We start from the raw sequence: 17946 nt of genomic DNA on the forward strand, positions 1-17946 counted from the left end.
CAGCCTGCAACTCCGCCCTTGCCCCCCCGGGCAATCTTGCCTATTTACCGCCCGGTACTTAGCCAACCGCCGCAGGGACCCATGGAAAACGTTGTTCTGATCATCCATCTTCTTCTGGCTCTCGGCCTGATCGCCGTGGTTCTGCTGCAGCGCTCCGAAGGCGGCGGCCTTGGCATGGGCGGCGGCGGCGGCGGCGCGATCTCCGGCCGCGCGGCGGCAACCGCGCTCAGCAAGCTGACCTGGCTCCTGGCGATTGCCTTCATCTGCACCTCGATCACCCTGACCATCATGGCCGCGCAGAAATCCGCGGGCTCTTCTGTTGCCGACCGCATCGGCGTGCCGCAGAGCGAGACAGGCGAGGCACCCGAAGCCCCGGCGGCACCGCTGGGCAGCGATCTCCTGCCGCCCTCCGAGGGCGACAACGCTCCGCTGGTTCCCAGCGCAGACTGATCCACTACACCTTGAGAGGGTTTTAGGAACCGCAACAGCATCTTGCGGTTCCCTTGCGCATTTCGTGCGAATCCTTTATATATGAAGTCCCGTGATGCAGCGGTTTTTGGACTGATTCCAATTACTGCCGGGCAGCTGAAATCTGACTTCTCACGGGGGCAGCCGAACACATATGGCGCGTTTTATCTTCATCACCGGCGGTGTTGTTTCATCCCTGGGCAAAGGCCTGGCTTCGGCGGCGCTTGGCGCCCTTCTGCAGGCGCGGGGCTACTCGGTCCGCCTGCGCAAGCTGGATCCCTACCTGAACGTCGATCCGGGCACCATGAGCCCGTTCGAGCACGGCGAGGTGTTCGTGACCGACGACGGCGCCGAGACCGACCTCGACCTCGGCCACTATGAGCGTTTCACAGGTGTTCCGGCGCGCAAGACCGACTCGATCTCTTCGGGCCGCATCTACACCAACGTGCTGGAGAAGGAGCGCCGCGGCGACTACCTCGGCAAGACCATCCAAGTCATTCCGCACGTCACCAATGAAATCAAGGACTTCATCTCCATCGGCGAGGATGAGGTCGACTTCATGCTGTGCGAGATCGGCGGCACGGTCGGCGATATCGAGGGCCTGCCCTTCTTCGAGGCGATCCGCCAGTTCGCCCAGGACAAGCCGCGCGGCGAATGCATCTTCATGCACCTGACGCTGCTGCCGTACATCAAGGCCTCCGGCGAGCTGAAGACCAAGCCGACCCAGCACTCCGTGAAGGAGCTGCGCTCCATCGGCCTCGCGCCCGACATCCTGGTCTGCCGCTCCGAAGGCCCGATCCCGGTGAAGGAACGCGAGAAGCTGGCGCTGTTCTGCAACGTGCGCGCCGACAGCGTGATTGCCGCGCAGGACCTGAAATCCATCTATGAGGCACCGCTCGCCTATCACCGCGAAGGCCTCGACCAGGCGGTGCTGGATGCCTTTGGCATCGCCCCTGCCCCGAAGCCCAACCTGGAGCGCTGGGAAGATGTGGCCGACCGCATCTACAACCCCGAGGGCGAAGTGAAGGTGGCCATCGTCGGCAAATACACCCAGCTGGAAGACGCCTATAAATCCATCGCCGAGGCGCTGACCCACGGCGGCATGTCGAACCGGGTCAAAGTCAAGATCGAATGGGTTGATGCGGAGCTCTTTGACAAGGAAGACGCGGCTCCCTACCTGCAGGGCTACCACGCGATCCTGGTGCCCGGTGGCTTTGGCGAGCGCGGCACCGAGGGCAAGATCAAGGCGGCGCAGTATGCGCGCGAGAACAAGGTGCCGTATCTTGGCATCTGCCTCGGCATGCAGATGGCGGTGATCGAAGCTGCGCGCAACGTCGCGGGCATCTCCGAGGCGGGCTCCGAGGAGTTCGACCACGAGGCCGGCAAGAAACGTTTTGAGCCGGTTGTCTACCACCTGAAGGAATGGGTGCAGGGCAACATGACCGTCGAGCGCAAGGTCGGCGACGACAAGGGCGGCACAATGCGCCTGGGCGCCTATGACGCGGCGCTGGCCGAAGGCTCCAAAGTGGCGGAAGTTTATGGCAGCACCCATATCGAGGAGCGCCACCGCCACCGCTATGAGGTCGACACCAAGTATCAGGAACAGCTGGAAAAATGCGGTCTCAGCTTCTCCGGCATGTCGCCGGACGGCCGCCTGCCGGAAATCGTGGAGTGGAAAGACCACCCGTGGTTCATCGGCGTGCAGTTCCACCCGGAGCTGAAATCCAAACCCTTCGCGCCGCACCCGCTGTTTGACGATTTCGTCCGCGCAGCCAAGGACGCCTCGCGGCTGGTGTAACCCCGGCAGGCGGGCTCTCCCGCCCGCTGCTTTGCTCATGACACATGAGCAGCACTCGTTGGGCCCAGCGCCGCTGCGCGGCGCTGGGAGAGAACAGAAAAAGGCGGGCCGCTGGCCCGCCTTTTGCATTTTGATTGATTGGCTCCTGGCGGTTCAGAAGCCGTGCATCCGCTTGGCCCACTGGTAGGCCACCACCAGCCCCTTCATCCGCGGCAGCATGATCAGCGAGGCCCCCACCGTGATCACCGACATGATGATCGCCAGTGTCCAGGGGTCCGGGCGCAGCTGGGTGTAGACGATGTGCAGCGCAAAGCCGAGGATATGGCCCACCACCAGAATGGTCAGATAGGCCGGGCCGTCATCGGCGCGCTGGTGGTGCAGCTCCTGGCCGCATTCGGTGCAGCTGTCGTTCACCTTCAGATAACTGTGCAGCAGCTTGCCGCCGCCGCAGTTCGGGCAGCGCAGCCGCAGCCCCTTCAGCAGGGCCGGCTTCAGCTCCCGCTGGGTCTCGTCCAGAACGTCCGCTTGGGTCATCGCGCATCTCCTTCGGTTCCGCTGCCTGATAACGCGATTCCCGGATTGAATGCAATCAATATGAAAACATTGATATTGCATTTATTGTTGCAGTCGGGCATTGAACCAATCAATCACGACACAAAGCCTCCGCGGAGACACGGCAATGAAACAATGGACCCCTGCCCGTCTGGACGGCGCCCGGCCACGCTACATCGAACTGGCCGAGGCGATCGGCGCCGACATCGACGCCGGCGTGCTGGCGCCCGGCGACCGGCTGCCGCCGCAGCGGCGGGTGGCGCAGGAGCTGGGGGTGGATTTCTCCACCGTGTCGCGGGGCTATGCCGAGGCGGTCCGGCGCGGCTATATCGAGAGCTTTGTCGGCCGCGGCACCTTTGTGCGCAGCCGGGACGCGCTGCCGGAACGGCCCGACCCGCGCCGGGCGCTGGAAGAAGACCCGATGATGAACATGCCGCCGGAACCGGATGACCCAGGCTTGCTGGCACGGATGCAAAAGGGGCTGGAGCATGTTTCCGCCAACCTGCTGCCGCTGTTGCGCTACCAGTCGGTGACCGGCAGCCCGCAGGACCGGGCGCTGGCGGCGGAGTGGATGCAGGCCAATGGGCTGCCCTCTGCCCACGACCGGCTGGTGATCACCCCGGGGTCGCACGCGAGTCTTTATGCGATCCTGACGGTTCTGTGCGAGCCGGGGTCCATCGTCCTGTGCGAGGAGGTGACCTATCCCGGGCTGCGCTCCATCGCGGCGCGGCTAGGGATCCGGCTGATCGGGCTGGCAGGCGACAAGGACGGCATCCTGCCGGAGGCGCTGGAAAAGGCCATCACCGACCACTGGCCCGCGGCGCTGTACCTGAACCCCACCCTGCAGAACCCGACCACACGCACCATAACCGCCAAACGGCGGCAGGAGATTGCCGCGGTCCTGCAAGAGCATCAGATCCCGCTGATCGAGGATGATGCCTACTGCTTTGTCGACAATGGCGCTCCTGCGCCCGTCAGCAGCCTGATCCCCGATCTGGGCTGGCATGTTGCGGGCCTTTCCAAATGTTTTGGCGCGGGGCTGCGGCTGGCCTATACCACGGTGCCGAAACGCGCCCTGCTGGGGCAGTTCAGCCAGGCGCTCCGGTCGATGCATGTGATGGTGTCGCCCCTCAATCTGGCGCTGCTAGGCCGCTGGATCGAGGACGGCACCGCAGCAGAGATCCAGCGCTTCATCCGCAAGGCCGCAGCGCAGCGGCAGGCGCTGGCAGCGGAGGTGCTGCAGGAGTGTTTTATCGAGAGCGATCCGCTGGCCTTCAACCTGTGGCTGACCCTGCCGCGGGGCACCAGCCGGGCCGAGGTGATGGGCCGCATGGCGGGCCGCCAGATCGGCATTTTGCCCAGCGATGCCTTCACGGTTTCGGGCCTGCCGCAGGAGGCGGTGCGGGTGTGCCTGGGCGGGCCGATCACACTGGCGGACCTGCGCGAGGATCTGCTGGCGCTGAACGATGCTGTCACCCGCAAGGACTGGCTGGGCTGAGCCGCGGCTGATATGCTGCTGCCGCAAAGAAAGGAACCCGCATGATCCGCGCCTTCCGCAACCTGATAGAACGCCAGCTGACCAAGGCGCAGGCCGAGGGCCAGCTGCAGGGGCTGGAGGGCGAGGGCATGCCCCTGCCCGACCGCAGCAGCGAAGCGCATGTGGACGCCGGACTGGCGGCAGGCATGCGGATCATGGCGCAGGCCGGCGTGGTGCCGGAAGAGTTCGGGCTTAAGCAGCAGCTGGCTGAAGCGCGCCGCGAATACGCCGGATTGGCGGATTCGGAAAAGCGCAAGGCGGTGATGGCGCGGATCTCCGATCTGGAGATGCGCTACAACATGGCGCGGGATGCGCGGAAATCCTTCTTCCGTTAGCGCAACACCCCGTTGTTTCCCGGCAGATTCGCGCTATAGACAGCGCCAAGACAGACCATTCCAAAGAAGAGTGACGCATTATGGCCAAAGACGCTTCCGTTCATCAGGAACAACTCGACCGTATCGCAACCGGCAAGGGCTTCATTGCCGCGCTGGACCAGTCCGGCGGCTCGACCCCGAAGGCGCTGGCGCTTTATGGCGTGAACGAGGACGCCTACTCCGGCGATGACGAAATGTTCGCCGAGATCCACAAGATGCGCACCCGCATCATCACCTCGCCGAGCTTTGGCAAGGAGCGCATCCTGGGTGCGATCCTGTTCGAGAAGACCATGGACGGCGAGATCGACGGCAAGCCGACCGCGGACTTCCTGTGGGGCAACTGCGGCGTGGTGCCGTTCCTGAAGGTCGACAAGGGCCTGGCCGATGAGTCCAACGGCGTGCAGATGATGAAGCCGATGCCGGAGCTGGACGCACTGCTGGCGCGTGCCAACGATAAAGGCATCTTCGGCACCAAGATGCGTTCGGTCATCAAGGAAGCCAATGCCGAAGGTATCAAGGCGGTTGTTGCCCAGCAGTTCGAAGTGGGCCAGCAGATCGTGGCCGCGGGCCTGGTGCCGATCATCGAGCCGGAAGTGGACATCAACTCTGCCACCAAAGCCGAGGCCGAAGTGCTCCTGAAAGCGGAGATCAAGGCGCAGCTGGATGCCCTGCCCGCGGACAGCAAAGTGGCGCTGAAGCTGACCATCCCGACCCAGGCTGGGCTGTACGACGATCTGGCCGGCCACGACAATGTGGTCCGGGTTGTTGCACTGTCCGGCGGCTACACCACCGACGACGCCTGCGCGCGCCTGTCGCAGAATGCCAAGATGATCGCCTCCTTCAGCCGCGCGCTGACCGAGGGGCTGAACGTTGCCATGTCCGATGCGGATTATGACGCGGCCCTGGGCGCCAACATCGGTAAGATCTACGACGCCTCCCTCTAAGGCTTTGCAGAGCTGACATTGAAAAGGCCGCGCCTGCACCCGGGCGCGGCCTTTTCTGTTGGGCCGTTCCTGGTTGGGCCCTGTCAGTAGCCGTTGTTGCGCCCGGCGCAGCAGACCGCCAGCACCAGGCCTGCACCGCTGAGGAAGGGCAGCCAGAAGAAGCGCAGCGCGGTGAGGGTGAACCACCCCGGCTGGTCCTCAGGCGCCTGGCCCGCACCGCCAAGCCAGGCCCAGAAGATCAGCGCCGAGGCGGAGATCACCACCCCCGTCAGCGCCAGCAGCCAGCGTGCGGACCTAGGCATCTTTCCGTCGCTGACGGCCAGCCGTTCCGCCGTGCGGCTGGCGGCAAGCCAACCGCTCACGCCGCCTGGGTCAGCGAGGGGCGCAGCCCCGTATAGCTGACCTTGTTCTCGTTAACTGCCAGGTAGCGCTGCGCCTCCTCGCGGTCTCCGAAGCTCAGCGCCTCGTCATAAAAATAGGTGATCCGGTCCCCGGTCCGGGACAGCAGGCCGCCGCTTTCAAACAGGATGAACCACTTCTTCTGCACCAGTTGCATCAGCCTCACTCCTTTCTGAAGTCCGGCATTGGCCCGTCTCCGCCGCCGCCGGTTCTATTGCATTCCCCAGGGTGCAAGCGGCCACCCGGCCGCCCGCCGGGCTGCCGGTCAGCAGATTTCCAGATGCTGGATTGGCCATTCTTGCGCCCTGCTGAAGGCAGAATTCGCCCCCAGATGTTGCCAAAAAGTTAACAGGAATTGGCGCTGGTTTTACGCGGCATTTTCCCGCCGGCGGACGGCGGTTTCCCGCCTGCCGCAAGGGGGTTCCAGACAATTTGGCGAAATTCCGCTGTTGCAGAATCCAAAAGCGTTACCGGAGAGTAAATGCCTTTTGCGGTGGCGGCGCGGCACCCCGCCGGCGGCACCGGCCGGCGGGCAGCAAGGCATGAGTATTTTGGGAAAGATGAAACCGGCGGGAGCGCGGTTTCCGGGCTGAACGGTGCAGTCCCGCAGCAGAAGGAGCGCCGACGGGGCCGCGGTCCGGCAGCCCCGGAGCGGCCTGTCAGGTGAAGTCCGGCGGGCGCTTTTGCAGCTGGGCGGCCACCGCCTCGATCTGGTCGGGCTTGCCGATCAGGTCCAGCTGCTCGGCGCTTTCGCGCAGCAGCACCTCTGCCTGGGAGGCGCCGGATTCAGCATAGGCAATGAGCCGTTTGGCAGCGCGCACCGCAGAGGGGCTTTTTGCGGCGATTTCATGCGCCAGCTCATTGGCGCGGCTGAGCGGGTTGCCCGCAAGCTCGGTGACCAGCCCCCAGTCGAGCGCCTGCGGTGCCTCCACCTTTTCCGCCGTCCATGTGAGGCGCCGCAGCACGTCCGAGCGCAGCAGCCGCGGCAACAGCGCCATGCCGCCCATGTCGGGGATGAGGCCCCATTTCATCTCCATCACCGAAAGCTGCGCCTCCGGGTGGGCGATGCGGATGTCGGCACCGAGCGCGATCTGCAGGCCGCCGCCGAAACAGGCGCCGTGAATGGCCGCGATCACCGGCACCGGCACCCGGCGCCAGATCATTGCCACCTCCTGAAAGGCGTTGGCTTCGTGGCGGGTGCGCTCCATGATCAGAGTGCTGAGGTCACGCTGCACGAAACTGGCCAATGCGGCCATGTCGAGACCGGCGCAGAAACTGGCGCCGGCACCCGACAGAACCACCGCGCGGGCGTCCGAGTCTGCCACCTCCTGGCCTGCGGCGATGATGCCATCGATCATCTCCTCGTCGAGGGCATTGTGCTTGTCCGGGCGGGCAAGCGTGACATAGGCGATGTGATCCTTGTAGCCGGTGGTGACACGTGACATGGTTTCTTCCCCGCTGCTGATTTGCCGCCAGCCTGCCCCGGCGGCGGATGGGATGCCAGTCCAACGTGGGGGAAAGGTCAGCGCCGGAGGTAGCCGATTTGCTGGCTGTAGGCTGCGGCCAGGCAGGCCGTGTGGCGGCCGCAACGGTCGCGCACTGGCAGCCAGGCGGCCTGCTCAGCCTTGGCTCGGCGCTGCGCGGTTACTGAGAGGCCAGCGAGACGCGCCTCGAAGGCACGATTCAACTCGGCATCCAGCACCCAGAGCTGCGACTCGGCGCAAATGGCCTGTTCCGAAGCGCTCTTTGCCCAAGGACACCATTCAGGCTGCCCGGCCCTGGGTAGCGACTGTGGCCGCTGGGCTGGAACCGGAACTGGGGCTGACAAGTCCGCGATCCGTTCCTCGGCCAATGCAGCATAGGGGGTGCCTGCATGGCGCTGCGCAAAGAGAGACAAGGCCTGCACGGATTTGGAGGCCTTGAAATCCTGCCATTCTTGCGCTGCAGACGGTGCGCTTCGCGCCGGCGTCGCGACGTCCGCGGGCTTCTGAGCAGGCTCCGGGGTAGCAATGGCCTGGCAGCCAGGCGGTAGACAGGCTTCGCCGATGACCTCGTCATAATAGGCTGGCCGCTGCGCGTGCCCAACTGAGCGTGCATCGCGGTTCACTGCCAGTTGCGTCTGCTTAAACGCCTGCTGTAGCGATTGTGGCTGCGCCATGGCCGAAAGGAAGTGGCGAGTAAACACCGAATAAGGTGCCGGGTCACTGTCCGACAGTCGGTCCAGCGCGGTCTGGCCCTCCCCTGCGGAGAAAGCTATGAAGGTGCCCGAAGGCGCGTTCATCCTCACCAGCCCCCGGGCTAGGCCGGCCGACCGGGCACCGGAACTGTCCTTGAACGGATTGTTACGGCAGGCATCAATCACCGCAAGGGTCAGGTGAGGCCCGCGCTGATGGATTTGATCAATGATGCCGTTGACACCGTTTCGCAGGGCAAAACTTTCGGCAGCGATCAGGGTTTCGGATCCCGTGGCGCTGACGTCGATCGGCAACAGGAAATTGGTGGCGCCGTCGCTCCAACCGTGGCCTGCGTAGACAAAGACCACTGTGTCGCCTGTGCCGATCCGGTCAAGGAAGCGCGCAATGGCCAAACGCATCGAATGCCCGTCGAGGTCCTCCAACTGGGTTACCGCAAAGCCGCGTGCTTTGAGTGCCTGGGCATAACCGCGGGCATCCGAGCGGGCACGCTGCAGGCTGCTGACCTGCTGGTAGCTGTCATTGCCGATAATCAGGGCATAAGGAGCCGCCTGAGCGAGAAAAGGTATCAGGCAAAATAGTAGCGCGGTCAGAAACTTCATGTGCCCCCCGGCGAAATCACTTTATCCAGCCACCTTGCGGAAAATTCCGGCGTCAGGCAACCGCTTGCACACCGCCGAGCCAGAGAACTTGCGGCGGCGGCAGAACCGGGGTTATCTGCCCGCATGACTGGTCCCCGCTACACCCCGCTTGCACTCTCTCTGCCCGCCACCGTGCCCTTTGTCGGCCCCGAGACGCAGGAGCGCGCCCGCGGCCATGGCTTTGCCGCGCGGCTGGGGGCGAATGAGAACATCTTTGGCCCCTCGCCCCGGGCGGTTGAGGCGATGGCGCAGGCCGCAGCGGAGATCTGGAAATACGGCGATGCCGAGAATTTTGATCTGCGCCATGCCTTGGCTGCGCATCACGGGGTCAGCCCGGCGCATATCATCGTCGGCGAAGGCATTGACGGGCTGCTTGGCTATCTGGTGCGGCTGCTGGTCGGGCCGGGCGATGCGGTGGTGACCTCGCTGGGGGCCTATCCGACCTTCAACTACCACGTCGCAGGATTTGGCGGGGTGATCCACACGGTGCCCTACAGGGACGACCGCGAAGATTTTGAGGCGCTGTTTGCCAAGGCCGTGGAGGTGGATGCCAAGATCGTCTATCTGGCCAATCCGGACAACCCGATGGGCAGCTGGCACAAGGGCGCAGAAATTGCGGCGGCGCTGGAGCATCTGCCCGAGGGGTGCCTCTTGCTGCTGGACGAGGCCTATGTGGAATGCGCGCCGGAGGGCACCGCGGCGCCGGTCAGTGCGGATGATGCGCGGGTGATCCGGATGCGGACGTTTTCCAAGGCTTATGCGATGGCCGGCGCGCGGGTGGGATATGCCATCGGGCATCCGGAGCTGATTTCCGCCTTCAACAAGGTGCGCAATCATTTCGGCATGAACCGGGCGGCGCAGGCGGGGGCGCTCGCGGCGCTGCAGGATCAGGCGTGGCTGACAGAGGTGCTGGCGCGGATTGAGGCGGCGCGTGTGCGGATTGCGGAGATCGCGGCAGAAAACGGTCTGAGCGCCCTGCCCTCGGCAACCAATTTCGTCGCCATCGACTGCGGCCGGGACGGGGCGTTTGCCAAGGCGGTACTGGACGGGCTGGTGGATCAGGGGATCTTTGTGCGGATGCCCTTTGCCGAACCGCAGAACCGCTGCATAAGGGTGAGCTGCGGGCCGGAGGCGGAGCTGGCGGCCTTTGCCGCGGCGCTGCCCAGGGCGCTGGCTATGGCACGGGATGGCTGAAACCCGCCTATAACCCGCTGATCGCGGCAGTTTTACCGGACATTCACCCCTCCCGGACTACCATCGAAGGGTATCACCGGGAGAATTGTCATGCGTGACCCTGAACTGCCGGACGCCATGCCGGATTTCTTTACCGCCGCGATCATGTTTGCCGGCATCAACCTTATGTGGGTCTTCTTCGTGATCTGGGTGATGTACGGGCTGGTGCCGGTTCTGGTGCTGGCCGTGCTGATCAACCATCTGATCACCAGGCTGGACATCCGGCTGAATTCCCAGCGGGCCTAGCCCCCGCCCAGATCCAGCTGCGGATGCGGGGCCGTCAGCGGCCCGCCAGCACCTGCGCAGCTGCCGCCAGCGCGCCGGTTCCGTGCGGGATATCCAGCGCGGTGAGACCGGTTTCAATGCCGCCGAGCAGCCCCATCACCATCTGACCATTCACATGGCCCATGTGGCCGAGCCGGAAAAACCCGTGCCATTCCGGGCTTTTGGGGGCCGTCATACCAAGGCCGATGCCCAGCGTCAGGCCCAGGTTCTGCTCCACATAGTCGCGCAGGCGGGTGCCATCCGGCGCCCCGATGTGGAGCGCGGTAACGGCATGGGAGCGCAAGGCGCGGTCCGCCACGTTCATCCGCAGCGGGCCATCTGCGCCCCAGGCCTCACAGGCGGCCCAGATGGTTTCAGCCAGGCGTGCGTGGCGTTTCCACACGTTTTCCAGGCTTTCGCCGTGTATCATGTCCAGCGCCGCACGCAGGCCATAGAGGTGATGGGTGGGCGCAGTGCCGCCGAAATACTGGTAGAACTCCTCCGGGTTGGCGCGCGGCGCCCAGTCCCAGTAGCGGCTGATCCGCGGCAATGCGGCCCGCGCCGCTGCGGCACGGTCATTGAAGAAAACAAAGCTGAGGCCCGGCGGCATCATCAGCCCCTTCTGGCTGGCGGTGACCATGACGTCGACGCCCCAGGCGTCCATCTCAAAGCGCTCGCACCCGAGGGAGGCGATGCAATCAGCCATCAGGAGCGCCGGGTGGCCCGTCTCATCCAGCAAACGCCGCAGACCCGGGATGTCGTTGCGGATGGAGCTGGAGGTGTCCACATGCACGCCCAGCACCGCCTTGATCCGGTGCGCGGAATCGGCGGCCAGCACTTCGGCAATGCGGGCCATGTCCCAGGGCGCGCGGGTGCCGAAATCGAGCACCTGGGTTTCGATCCCCAAACTATCCGCCATTTCCGACCAGCCGATGGCAAAGCGGCCGGAGGACGGCACCAGCACCAGGTCGCCGGGCTGCAGGGTGTTTTGCAGCGCTGCTTCCCAGGCGCCGTGGCCGTTGGCGATGTAGATCGCGGCGTGATGTTCCGTGCCCGCCACCCGGCGCAGGTCCGGGATCAGGCCTGCGGTCATCTCCACCAGTTCGCCTGCGTATATGTTGGGTGACGGCCGGTGCATCGCCTGCAGCACCTGGTCCGGCACCACCGAAGGGCCTGGAATGGCCAGATACTGCCGCCCTGCCGATACGTTCACTGGTCCGCTCATGCCTGATTATCCCTGACAGCGTGCGGCCCTGAGACCGCCGCGGTTGATCCGTGGCGGCACAGTAGCCGCACCGATGCCGGCGTCAATTGCTGCTGACGCAGGGTCACGGCGAAGTGCTTGCGCCCTGCCCTCCACCTGCTTAAATGGCGCAGGAACGACAGGGAAAGGCCCGCAATGTCACGAATTTCCCGCAGGGGCACGCCGTCATGAGCCAGCAGGAGCACAAATCCGCACGGGAGCTTCTGGGCTGGCTGTGGCGCGGTTATCTGCGCCACTACATCGGCCTGCTGGGCATCGCCGTGGTCTTCATGCTGGTGGAAGGCGGCACCATGGGTGCGCTTGGCTATATGATGCAGCCGATGTTCGACCTGGTGTTTGTCGACGGCAACACCGATGCGCTGTTCTGGGTGAGCCTCGCCTTTTTTGCCATTTTCGCGCTGCGCGGCATCTCCGGCGTCACCCAGAAGGTGCTGCTGAGCAAGGTCTCGCAGACCTCCGCCGCGCATCTGCGCAAGGATATGCTGGCGCGGCTGATCCGGCAGGACCCGGCCTTTCACCAGGAGCATCCGCCGGGGGTGCTGATGCACCGTGTGCTAGGCGATGTTGGTGCCATCGACGCGGTGTGGCGGGCGGTGATCACCGGTGCAGGCAAGGATTTCGTGTCGCTGATCGCGGTGCTGGGGGTTGCGGTCAGCATCGACTGGCGCTGGACGCTGGTATTGCTGATCGGGGTGCCGGTGCTGCTGGCGCCGATCAAGATGGCGCAGCGCTATGTGCGCCGGAAAGCCACCCTGTCGCGGGACCTGAGCGCCAAGCTGTCGACGCGGCTGAACGAGATTTTCCACGGCATCGTGCCGATCAAGCTGAACCGTCTGGAAGACTACCAGAACGCGCGCTTCGGCACCGTGATGGACAATCTGGTCAAGGCCGATGTGAAGACCTCGCTGGGCGGCGCGTCGATCTCCGGCATGACCGACATCATGGCAGGCGCGGGCTTCATGGCGGTGCTGCTGTATGGCGGCAACGAGATCATTGCCGGCGAAAAGACCGTCGGCCAGTTCATGGCGTTCTTCACCTCCGTCGGCCTGTCGTTTGAGCCGATGCGGCGGCTGGCGGCGATTTCCGGCGTCTGGCAATCCGCGGCGGCCTCGCTGGAGCGGGTCAAGGAACTGCTGGATGCGCCGATTATGCTGACCGAGCCCGAAGATCCGAAACCGGCCCCCGAAGGGCTGCCGCCGATCAACCTCGACAACGTCAGCCTGAGCTACGGGGACAGCAAGATCCTGCACAGCCTGGATCTGGTGGCCGAAGGCGGCAAGACCACCGCGCTGGTCGGTGCCTCGGGTGCGGGGAAGTCCACCATTTTCAACCTGCTGACCCGCATGGTTGATCCTCAGGAGGGACTCGTCTCGGTGGGCGGTGTCCGGGTCAATGACCTGAGGACCGATGACCTGCGCAGCCTGTTCTCGGTGGTGACCCAGGATGCGCTGCTGTTTGACGAGACGCTGCGGGAAAACATTGTTCTGGGCCGCACCGACGTCAGCGATGAAGAGCTGCAGGCGGCGCTGGAGGCGTCGCATGTGGCGGACTTCCTGCCCAAGCTGTCCAACGGGCTGGATACCCCGGTGGGGCCGCGCGGCTCAGCCCTGTCGGGCGGCCAGCGGCAGCGGGTGGTGATCGCCCGCGCACTGCTGCGCAACACCCCGGTTCTGCTGCTGGACGAGGCGACCTCAGCGCTGGATGCGCAGTCGGAGAAAGTGGTGCAGCAAGCGCTGGACAAGCTGGCGGGCGGCCGCACAACGCTGGTGATCGCGCACCGGCTGTCGACCATCCGCAACGCCGACAAGATCGTGGTGATGGACCGCGGCCGGGTGGTGGACCAGGGCAGCCACGACGAGCTCTTGGCGCGCGGCGGTATCTATGCCGATCTCTACCGGCTGCAGTTCCAGGACGGCAAGACGGTGGTGGACACCAAGGGCATCGCCGCCCAGGCGGAACAAGTTCCCGGCGGCAGCGCCCGCGGCAAGAACCGCTGGTTCCGCCGCTTTGCCAGCAAGGTGTTCGGGTAAGCAGCAAAGCACGTGCCCGCCTGGCCTTCCGGCCGGGCGGGACGTTCACTTGCTGTAGGACCCTGCCAGCCGTTCCGGCGCCACACCCAGAAAGTACCGCATCAGCGTCCACAGGTTCCGCGCCCCGCGCCGCAGCCAGCCGGACCGCTGGTAACGCGCGGCGCTGGTCAGTGCGGCGGACGGCAGAACCGTCAGCCCCTTGAGGCGGCGCGCCAGCGCCACATCCTCCATCAGCGGCTGATCGGGATAGCCGTCTGCAGCCTCATAGATATCGCGGCGGATCAGCAGGCCCTGGTCACCATAGGGCAGCGCGAACAGCCGCGTGCGCAGGTTGGCCCAGCCTGCAACCCAGGCGGCCATCGGCCCCTTGGCCCGGAACTGAAGGCGGAAGCAGGCAGACCTGCCCTGCCCCTCTGCCAGGTGCTTCGCCACCGATGCGGCCCAGCCGGCTTCCAGACGGGTGTCGGCGTGCAGCACCAGCAGCCACTCCCCCTGCGCCGCCGCGCAGCCGCGCCGCAGCTGGCCGCCGCGGGACGGAGTGCCGGTGATCCATTCAGCTCCGGACGCTTCGGCAATGGCGCGGGTCGCATCCGTGGACCCGCCATCGGTGATCACCAGTTCGCGGATCAATCCCGCCGCCAGCCCCTCCATCAGATGCTCCAGCGCGGCGGGCAGTTCAGCTTCGGCGTTCAGGGTGGGGATCACGATGCTGACCGGCGCGGGCATGGGGGCTCCTGAGTGCGGATTTGCTGTTTTCTTCCGCCCTGCTTCCTATATCACTGGGCCAGGCAATGAAACGCCGTTGGCAGCAACCCGGAGACACAAATGAGCGACCGCCGCATCCTGCGCCTGACCGGCGCCGACGCCAAGAGCTTCCTGCAGGGGCTGGTGACCAATAATGTGGACCATCTGGAAGACGGGCTGGTCTATGCCGCGCTGCTGACGCCGCAGGGAAAATACCTGGCAGATTTCTTTCTGGCCGCAGACGGCGATGCGGTGCTCCTGGACGTGGAGGCCTCGCTGGCAGATGGCCTGATGAAACGGCTGAACATGTACCGACTGCGCGCCGATGTGCAGGTGGAAATGACGGACCTGCAGGTAAAGCGCGGCACGGGCACGGCACCGGAGGGCGCGCTGGCGGATCCGCGCCATGCGGATCTGGGCTGGCGGCTCTATGGGCCTGAGGGCGGCGATGACGGCAGCGACTGGGACGCGATCCGGGTGGCCCATTGCATTCCCGAAACCGGCATCGAGCTGGGGCCGGACAGCTATATCCTGGAGGCAGGTTTTGAGGCGCTGAAGGGCGTCGATTTCCGCAAGGGATGTTATGTCGGTCAGGAGGTGACGGCACGGATGAAGCACAAGACCGAGCTGCGCAAGGGCTTCCGGACTGTAGAGGTCGAGGGCGCGGCGCCGGCCGGAACGGAAATCACGGCCGGCGGCAAGCCGGTGGGCACGCTCTACACCCAGTCCGGCGGCAAGGGCATTGCCTACCTGCGGTTTGACCGCGCCAAGGGCGGGATGCAGGCGGGCGGCGCACGCGTCACCTGGCAAGAATGAGCGGGCAGCGGTGAGCGGCCTGAACGATACCGTTCTGTCCCTGCTGGGCGCGGAGGTTTTGCGCAGCCGGCCGCTGCATGGTGGCGATTTGTCTGACGTGCAGCTTCTTTCCTTAAGCGATGGCCGCCGTGTGGTGGCCAAAACCGGGCCTCTGACAGCAGCGGAGGCTGCGATGCTGCGCGCGATCCGGGACGCGGGCGCGCCCGCGCCGGAGGTGCTGGGCTTAGGCCGTGGCTTGCTGCTGATGGAGGCTTTGGAGGAGACCGGGGCCAACGCAAAGGGCTGGCAGGCGCTGGGGCATGCCTTGCAGCAGCTGCATTCTGCCACAGGCCCGCACTACGGCTGGGCGGAGGATTACGCCTTTGGCCCGGTGGCGGTACCCAACGCGCCGCTGGAGAACTGGGCGGACTTCTGGGCCAGCCGCCGCTTGCTGGCAGATCCGGACGCCCTGCCCCGTGATCTGCGGCTGCGGGTTGAGGCGCTGTGCGCGCGGCTGCCGGAGCTGCTGCCTGCCGCGCCGCCCGCTGCGCTGCTGCATGGCGATCTGTGGAGCGGCAATGTTCTGTTCAGCGGCCCCAAGGCCTATCTGATCGACCCGGCTTGTTTCTGGGGGCATGGCGAGGTGGATCTGGCGATGCTGCATCTGTTCGGAACGCCGCCTGCGGATTTTCACGATGCCTATGGACCGCTGGAGCCGGGATTTGAGGCACGCCGCGCCCTCTATCAGCTGTGGCCCGCGCTGGTGCATCTGCGGCTATTCGGTGCCAGCTACCGGAACATGGTTGAGGCGCGGCTGCAGGCATTGGGCTTCTGACAAGCCTCTGTTCACCTGATTGCGTTAGGGTCGCCGCAGGATTTGCTGAAAGGGTATTTGATGCATCTGATGTTTGCAGCCTGCGCCGCCGTGCTGGCGGCCTCCCCTGCCTGGGCCGACTACTGGAGCTACAAGGACTGGCATGTCGCCACGGAACCCCATGAGACGGAGCAGGACAGCTACCTGACCTGCCGCGCCTGGACCGGCGGCGACGGCGACCCGCTGCTGGCGCTGGAGGTGTTTTCCGGCGATGCCGGCCCGCCGGAATTCTACCCGATGGCCAAGGTGCAGGAATATGCGCCGCGCCACTACCCGACGCTGATGCAGCAGGGCGGCACGGTGGATTTCATCTTTGACTTCGACCGCAGTTTCTCGCTCTCTGCCGGGATCAATTCCTGGATCAATGAGGAAGGCCTGGCCGAAGCCGAAAGCGCGCTGCGGTTCCAGGACCATCTGGTGATGCTGCAGGCAATGAAAAAGGGAAGCTGGGTGGAGATCTGGGCCGGCAACGACATGTTCTATGAGGCCTCGCTCAGCGGGTTCACCGCGGCCTATGGCAAGATGATGGATGAATGCGGTTTCAGCCTGGCACTGCCTGCGGGGTGATCCGCCCCGCCGCCAGCGCAAAAGCTTTCTGAAAAGTTTTGGGCGGTGCGCAGACACAGAAAAAGCCGCCCCCGAGGGAGGGCGGCTTTTCCGTTTTCCGAAGGCGTCCCGGATCAGGCGCGCTCGGAGTATTCCATGGTCTCTGTGTTGACCACGATCATCTCGTCCTGGCCCACGAAAGGCGGCACCATGACCTTGACGCCGTTGTCGAGGATCGCAGGCTTGAAGGAGTTCGCCGCGGTCTGGCCTTTGACGACTGGCTCGGTCTCAACGATCTTGCAGGTCACTTTCTGCGGCACGGTCGCGTTCAGCGCCTCGGCCTCGTAGAATTCCACCACGATGGTCATGCCGTCCTGCAGGAACGGGCGGCGGTCGCCCAGCAGGTCCGCGGGCAGTTCGATCTGCTCATAGGTTTCTGCGTCCATGAACACCAGCATGCCGTCGCTCTCATAGAGGAACTGCTGGTCTTTCTGCTCCAGGCGGACGCGCTCCACCTTGTCCGCGGAGCGGAAGCGCTCGTTCAGCTTGGAGCCGTTGCGCAGGTTGCGCATCTCGACCTGGGCAAAGGCGCCGCCCTTGCCGGGTTTGACGTGGTCGACCTTCACCGCTGCCCAAAGGCCGCCATTATGTTCCAGCACGTTGCCGGGACGGATTTCGTTGCCGTTGATCTTGGGCATGGGAAAATGCCTTTCAGATGGTTGATGATAATTTGCAAGACCCTATATCTGGCGGGCTGATCGCTGGCAAGACAAGGATATGGTATGGAAGATCTGTGAATAAGATATGCGCAAATTGCATGAAAGCTATGCATCTGCGCTCTATCCGAATCGTCACACTTCCGTCATAAGCAGCGCTACGCCGAAAATTGCAATAGCAAGAACAACAAGGGATACGAGATGCGAGATTTCGTAGACGGCACCGCTTATAATAACGAGCAAGGCAACCGCGCCCGCAAACTGTTTGCAGCCGTTGTCCTGGCCGCACTGGATGATGCCATCGCCGACGACAAGAAATACGGCAATGGCCCGGAACAGATCGCCCGCTGGGCGCGTTCGCGCGATGGCCGCGAAGTGCTGTCCTGCGCGGGCATCGACCCGAACGAACGGGTTGTGGAAGGCCTGATGGACTTCGTGGGCCGCGGTGTGCGGACCTCGGTTGCTCTGTCGCGTGAAGAAAGCGAACGCCGCAACGCTGCGCAGGCTGAAGCCGCCTGAGGCTTCCCCTGCGCATTGCTGAAAAGCGCGCCCCTAGGGGCGCGTTTTTCTTTTGA

Annotated in this window: 20 protein-coding genes; 12 read left to right on the top strand and 8 right to left on the bottom strand. The window is 64.7% G+C overall.

Going from position 1 to position 17946, the window contains the following annotated elements; translation table 11 throughout:
• Positions 1-81 precede the first annotated feature (81 nt).
• Positions 82-450 carry a preprotein translocase subunit SecG gene (gene secG, locus RA26_RS16795; protein WP_039185576.1) on the top strand — a complete coding sequence of 123 codons (369 nt, stop codon included), beginning with the start codon at positions 82-84 and terminating at the stop codon, positions 448-450.
• Positions 451-622: 172 nt separating this feature from the next.
• Entirely contained in the window at positions 623-2266 is a 1644-nt protein-coding gene (locus RA26_RS16800) for a CTP synthase (RefSeq protein ID WP_039185578.1), read from the top strand.
• A gap of 153 nt (positions 2267-2419) precedes the next feature.
• On the opposite strand, the gene RA26_RS16805 is transcribed toward RA26_RS16800, so the two are convergent.
• Positions 2420-2800, bottom strand: coding sequence for a DUF983 domain-containing protein (locus tag RA26_RS16805; protein WP_039185581.1), 381 nt, complete (start codon positions 2798-2800; stop codon positions 2420-2422).
• Between the two features lie 145 nt (positions 2801-2945).
• Here RA26_RS16805 and RA26_RS16810 point away from each other — a divergent pair, with 145 nt between their 5' ends.
• From RA26_RS16810 to RA26_RS16820, 3 genes are all read left to right on the top strand, one after another.
• Positions 2946-4316: an aminotransferase-like domain-containing protein gene (locus RA26_RS16810; protein ID WP_039185583.1), complete on the top strand. Its 1371-nt coding sequence runs from the start codon at positions 2946-2948 to the stop codon at positions 4314-4316.
• A 41-nt stretch (positions 4317-4357) separates the two neighbouring features.
• Positions 4358-4690 carry a DnaJ family domain-containing protein gene (locus RA26_RS16815; RefSeq protein ID WP_039185586.1) on the top strand — a complete coding sequence of 111 codons (333 nt, stop codon included), beginning with the start codon at positions 4358-4360 and terminating at the stop codon, positions 4688-4690.
• Positions 4691-4770: 80 nt separating this feature from the next.
• The gene (locus RA26_RS16820; protein ID WP_039185588.1) at positions 4771-5673 is read left to right on the top strand and encodes a fructose bisphosphate aldolase; all 903 of its coding nucleotides are present in this window, start codon (positions 4771-4773) and stop codon (positions 5671-5673) included.
• 83 nt (positions 5674-5756) lie between these two features.
• On the opposite strand, the gene RA26_RS16825 is transcribed toward RA26_RS16820, so the two are convergent.
• From RA26_RS16825 to RA26_RS22160, 4 genes are all read right to left on the bottom strand, one after another.
• Positions 5757-6035, bottom strand: a complete 279-nt coding sequence (locus RA26_RS16825; protein ID WP_241482671.1) for a hypothetical protein — start codon at positions 6033-6035, stop codon at positions 5757-5759.
• Positions 6032-6229, bottom strand: a complete 198-nt coding sequence (locus RA26_RS16830) for a hypothetical protein (protein WP_019296134.1) — start codon at positions 6227-6229, stop codon at positions 6032-6034. The genes RA26_RS16825 and RA26_RS16830 overlap by 4 nt, the downstream gene beginning before the upstream one ends.
• A gap of 502 nt (positions 6230-6731) precedes the next feature.
• Complete coding sequence (locus tag RA26_RS16840; RefSeq protein ID WP_039185593.1) at positions 6732-7517, bottom strand: crotonase/enoyl-CoA hydratase family protein; 786 nt, start codon at positions 7515-7517, stop codon at positions 6732-6734.
• 77 nt (positions 7518-7594) lie between these two features.
• Positions 7595-8866 carry a caspase family protein gene (locus RA26_RS22160; RefSeq protein ID WP_052272467.1) on the bottom strand — a complete coding sequence of 424 codons (1272 nt, stop codon included), beginning with the start codon at positions 8864-8866 and terminating at the stop codon, positions 7595-7597.
• Positions 8867-8989: 123 nt separating this feature from the next.
• Between RA26_RS22160 and RA26_RS16850 the strand changes: the two genes are divergently transcribed.
• Entirely contained in the window at positions 8990-10099 is a 1110-nt protein-coding gene (locus RA26_RS16850) for a pyridoxal phosphate-dependent aminotransferase (RefSeq protein WP_039185596.1), read from the top strand.
• A 90-nt stretch (positions 10100-10189) separates the two neighbouring features.
• Positions 10190-10384 carry a hypothetical protein gene (locus tag RA26_RS16855; protein ID WP_039185598.1) on the top strand — a complete coding sequence of 65 codons (195 nt, stop codon included), beginning with the start codon at positions 10190-10192 and terminating at the stop codon, positions 10382-10384.
• Positions 10385-10418: 34 nt separating this feature from the next.
• Here the strand turns inward: RA26_RS16855 and RA26_RS16860 are convergent, their stop codons facing one another.
• Positions 10419-11627 carry a pyridoxal-phosphate-dependent aminotransferase family protein gene (locus tag RA26_RS16860; RefSeq protein ID WP_039185600.1) on the bottom strand — a complete coding sequence of 403 codons (1209 nt, stop codon included), beginning with the start codon at positions 11625-11627 and terminating at the stop codon, positions 10419-10421.
• Positions 11628-11833: 206 nt separating this feature from the next.
• Here RA26_RS16860 and RA26_RS16865 point away from each other — a divergent pair, with 206 nt between their 5' ends.
• The gene (locus RA26_RS16865) at positions 11834-13696 is read left to right on the top strand and encodes an ABC transporter ATP-binding protein (RefSeq protein ID WP_039185953.1); all 1863 of its coding nucleotides are present in this window, start codon (positions 11834-11836) and stop codon (positions 13694-13696) included.
• Positions 13697-13741: 45 nt separating this feature from the next.
• Here the strand turns inward: RA26_RS16865 and RA26_RS16870 are convergent, their stop codons facing one another.
• Positions 13742-14422: a TIGR04283 family arsenosugar biosynthesis glycosyltransferase gene (locus tag RA26_RS16870; RefSeq protein WP_039185601.1), complete on the bottom strand. Its 681-nt coding sequence runs from the start codon at positions 14420-14422 to the stop codon at positions 13742-13744.
• A 99-nt stretch (positions 14423-14521) separates the two neighbouring features.
• Between RA26_RS16870 and ygfZ the strand changes: the two genes are divergently transcribed.
• The 3 genes from ygfZ to RA26_RS16885 all read left to right on the top strand — a co-directional run bounded on the left by ygfZ (position 14522) and on the right by RA26_RS16885 (position 16676).
• Complete coding sequence (gene ygfZ / locus RA26_RS16875) at positions 14522-15256, top strand: CAF17-like 4Fe-4S cluster assembly/insertion protein YgfZ (RefSeq protein WP_039185604.1); 735 nt, start codon at positions 14522-14524, stop codon at positions 15254-15256.
• Positions 15257-15266: 10 nt separating this feature from the next.
• Positions 15267-16070, top strand: coding sequence for a fructosamine kinase family protein (locus tag RA26_RS16880; protein WP_039185606.1), 804 nt, complete (start codon positions 15267-15269; stop codon positions 16068-16070).
• A gap of 69 nt (positions 16071-16139) precedes the next feature.
• Positions 16140-16676: a hypothetical protein gene (locus RA26_RS16885; protein WP_241482672.1), complete on the top strand. Its 537-nt coding sequence runs from the start codon at positions 16140-16142 to the stop codon at positions 16674-16676.
• Positions 16677-16789: 113 nt separating this feature from the next.
• On the opposite strand, the gene efp is transcribed toward RA26_RS16885, so the two are convergent.
• Entirely contained in the window at positions 16790-17353 is a 564-nt protein-coding gene (efp, locus tag RA26_RS16890) for an elongation factor P (protein WP_039185609.1), read from the bottom strand.
• A 219-nt stretch (positions 17354-17572) separates the two neighbouring features.
• Between efp and RA26_RS16895 the strand changes: the two genes are divergently transcribed.
• Entirely contained in the window at positions 17573-17890 is a 318-nt protein-coding gene (locus RA26_RS16895) for a DUF6280 family protein (RefSeq protein WP_008556013.1), read from the top strand.
• The last annotated feature ends 56 nt before the right edge of the window (positions 17891-17946 follow it).

Origin of the sequence: Leisingera sp. ANG-M7 (assembly GCF_000813965.1) — a bacterium.
In the GTDB taxonomy this organism is placed as follows: domain Bacteria; phylum Pseudomonadota; class Alphaproteobacteria; order Rhodobacterales; family Rhodobacteraceae; genus Leisingera.

What these genes read in the sequence shown, in the direction of transcription:
- ygfZ (WP_039185604.1), top strand. Translation starts at nt 14,522, where the DNA reads ATGAGCGACCGCCGCATCCTGCGCCTGACCGGCGCCGACGCCAAGAGC.
- RA26_RS16805 (WP_039185581.1), bottom strand. Translation starts at nt 2,800, where the DNA reads ATGACCCAAGCGGACGTTCTGGACGAGACCCAGCGGGAGCTGAAGCCG.
- RA26_RS22160 (WP_052272467.1), bottom strand. Translation starts at nt 8,866, where the DNA reads ATGAAGTTTCTGACCGCGCTACTATTTTGCCTGATACCTTTTCTCGCT.
- RA26_RS16855 (WP_039185598.1), top strand. Translation starts at nt 10,190, where the DNA reads ATGCGTGACCCTGAACTGCCGGACGCCATGCCGGATTTCTTTACCGCC.
- RA26_RS16850 (WP_039185596.1), top strand. Translation starts at nt 8,990, where the DNA reads ATGACTGGTCCCCGCTACACCCCGCTTGCACTCTCTCTGCCCGCCACC.
- RA26_RS16810 (WP_039185583.1), top strand. Translation starts at nt 2,946, where the DNA reads ATGAAACAATGGACCCCTGCCCGTCTGGACGGCGCCCGGCCACGCTAC.
- secG (WP_039185576.1), top strand. Translation starts at nt 82, where the DNA reads ATGGAAAACGTTGTTCTGATCATCCATCTTCTTCTGGCTCTCGGCCTG.
- RA26_RS16830 (WP_019296134.1), bottom strand. Translation starts at nt 6,229, where the DNA reads ATGCAACTGGTGCAGAAGAAGTGGTTCATCCTGTTTGAAAGCGGCGGC.
- RA26_RS16885 (WP_241482672.1), top strand. Translation starts at nt 16,140, where the DNA reads ATGTTTGCAGCCTGCGCCGCCGTGCTGGCGGCCTCCCCTGCCTGGGCC.
- RA26_RS16820 (WP_039185588.1), top strand. Translation starts at nt 4,771, where the DNA reads ATGGCCAAAGACGCTTCCGTTCATCAGGAACAACTCGACCGTATCGCA.
- RA26_RS16870 (WP_039185601.1), bottom strand. Translation starts at nt 14,422, where the DNA reads ATGCCCGCGCCGGTCAGCATCGTGATCCCCACCCTGAACGCCGAAGCT.
- RA26_RS16815 (WP_039185586.1), top strand. Translation starts at nt 4,358, where the DNA reads ATGATCCGCGCCTTCCGCAACCTGATAGAACGCCAGCTGACCAAGGCG.
- RA26_RS16840 (WP_039185593.1), bottom strand. Translation starts at nt 7,517, where the DNA reads ATGTCACGTGTCACCACCGGCTACAAGGATCACATCGCCTATGTCACG.
- efp (WP_039185609.1), bottom strand. Translation starts at nt 17,353, where the DNA reads ATGCCCAAGATCAACGGCAACGAAATCCGTCCCGGCAACGTGCTGGAA.
- RA26_RS16860 (WP_039185600.1), bottom strand. Translation starts at nt 11,627, where the DNA reads ATGAGCGGACCAGTGAACGTATCGGCAGGGCGGCAGTATCTGGCCATT.
- RA26_RS16800 (WP_039185578.1), top strand. Translation starts at nt 623, where the DNA reads ATGGCGCGTTTTATCTTCATCACCGGCGGTGTTGTTTCATCCCTGGGC.
- RA26_RS16895 (WP_008556013.1), top strand. Translation starts at nt 17,573, where the DNA reads ATGCGAGATTTCGTAGACGGCACCGCTTATAATAACGAGCAAGGCAAC.
- RA26_RS16865 (WP_039185953.1), top strand. Translation starts at nt 11,834, where the DNA reads ATGAGCCAGCAGGAGCACAAATCCGCACGGGAGCTTCTGGGCTGGCTG.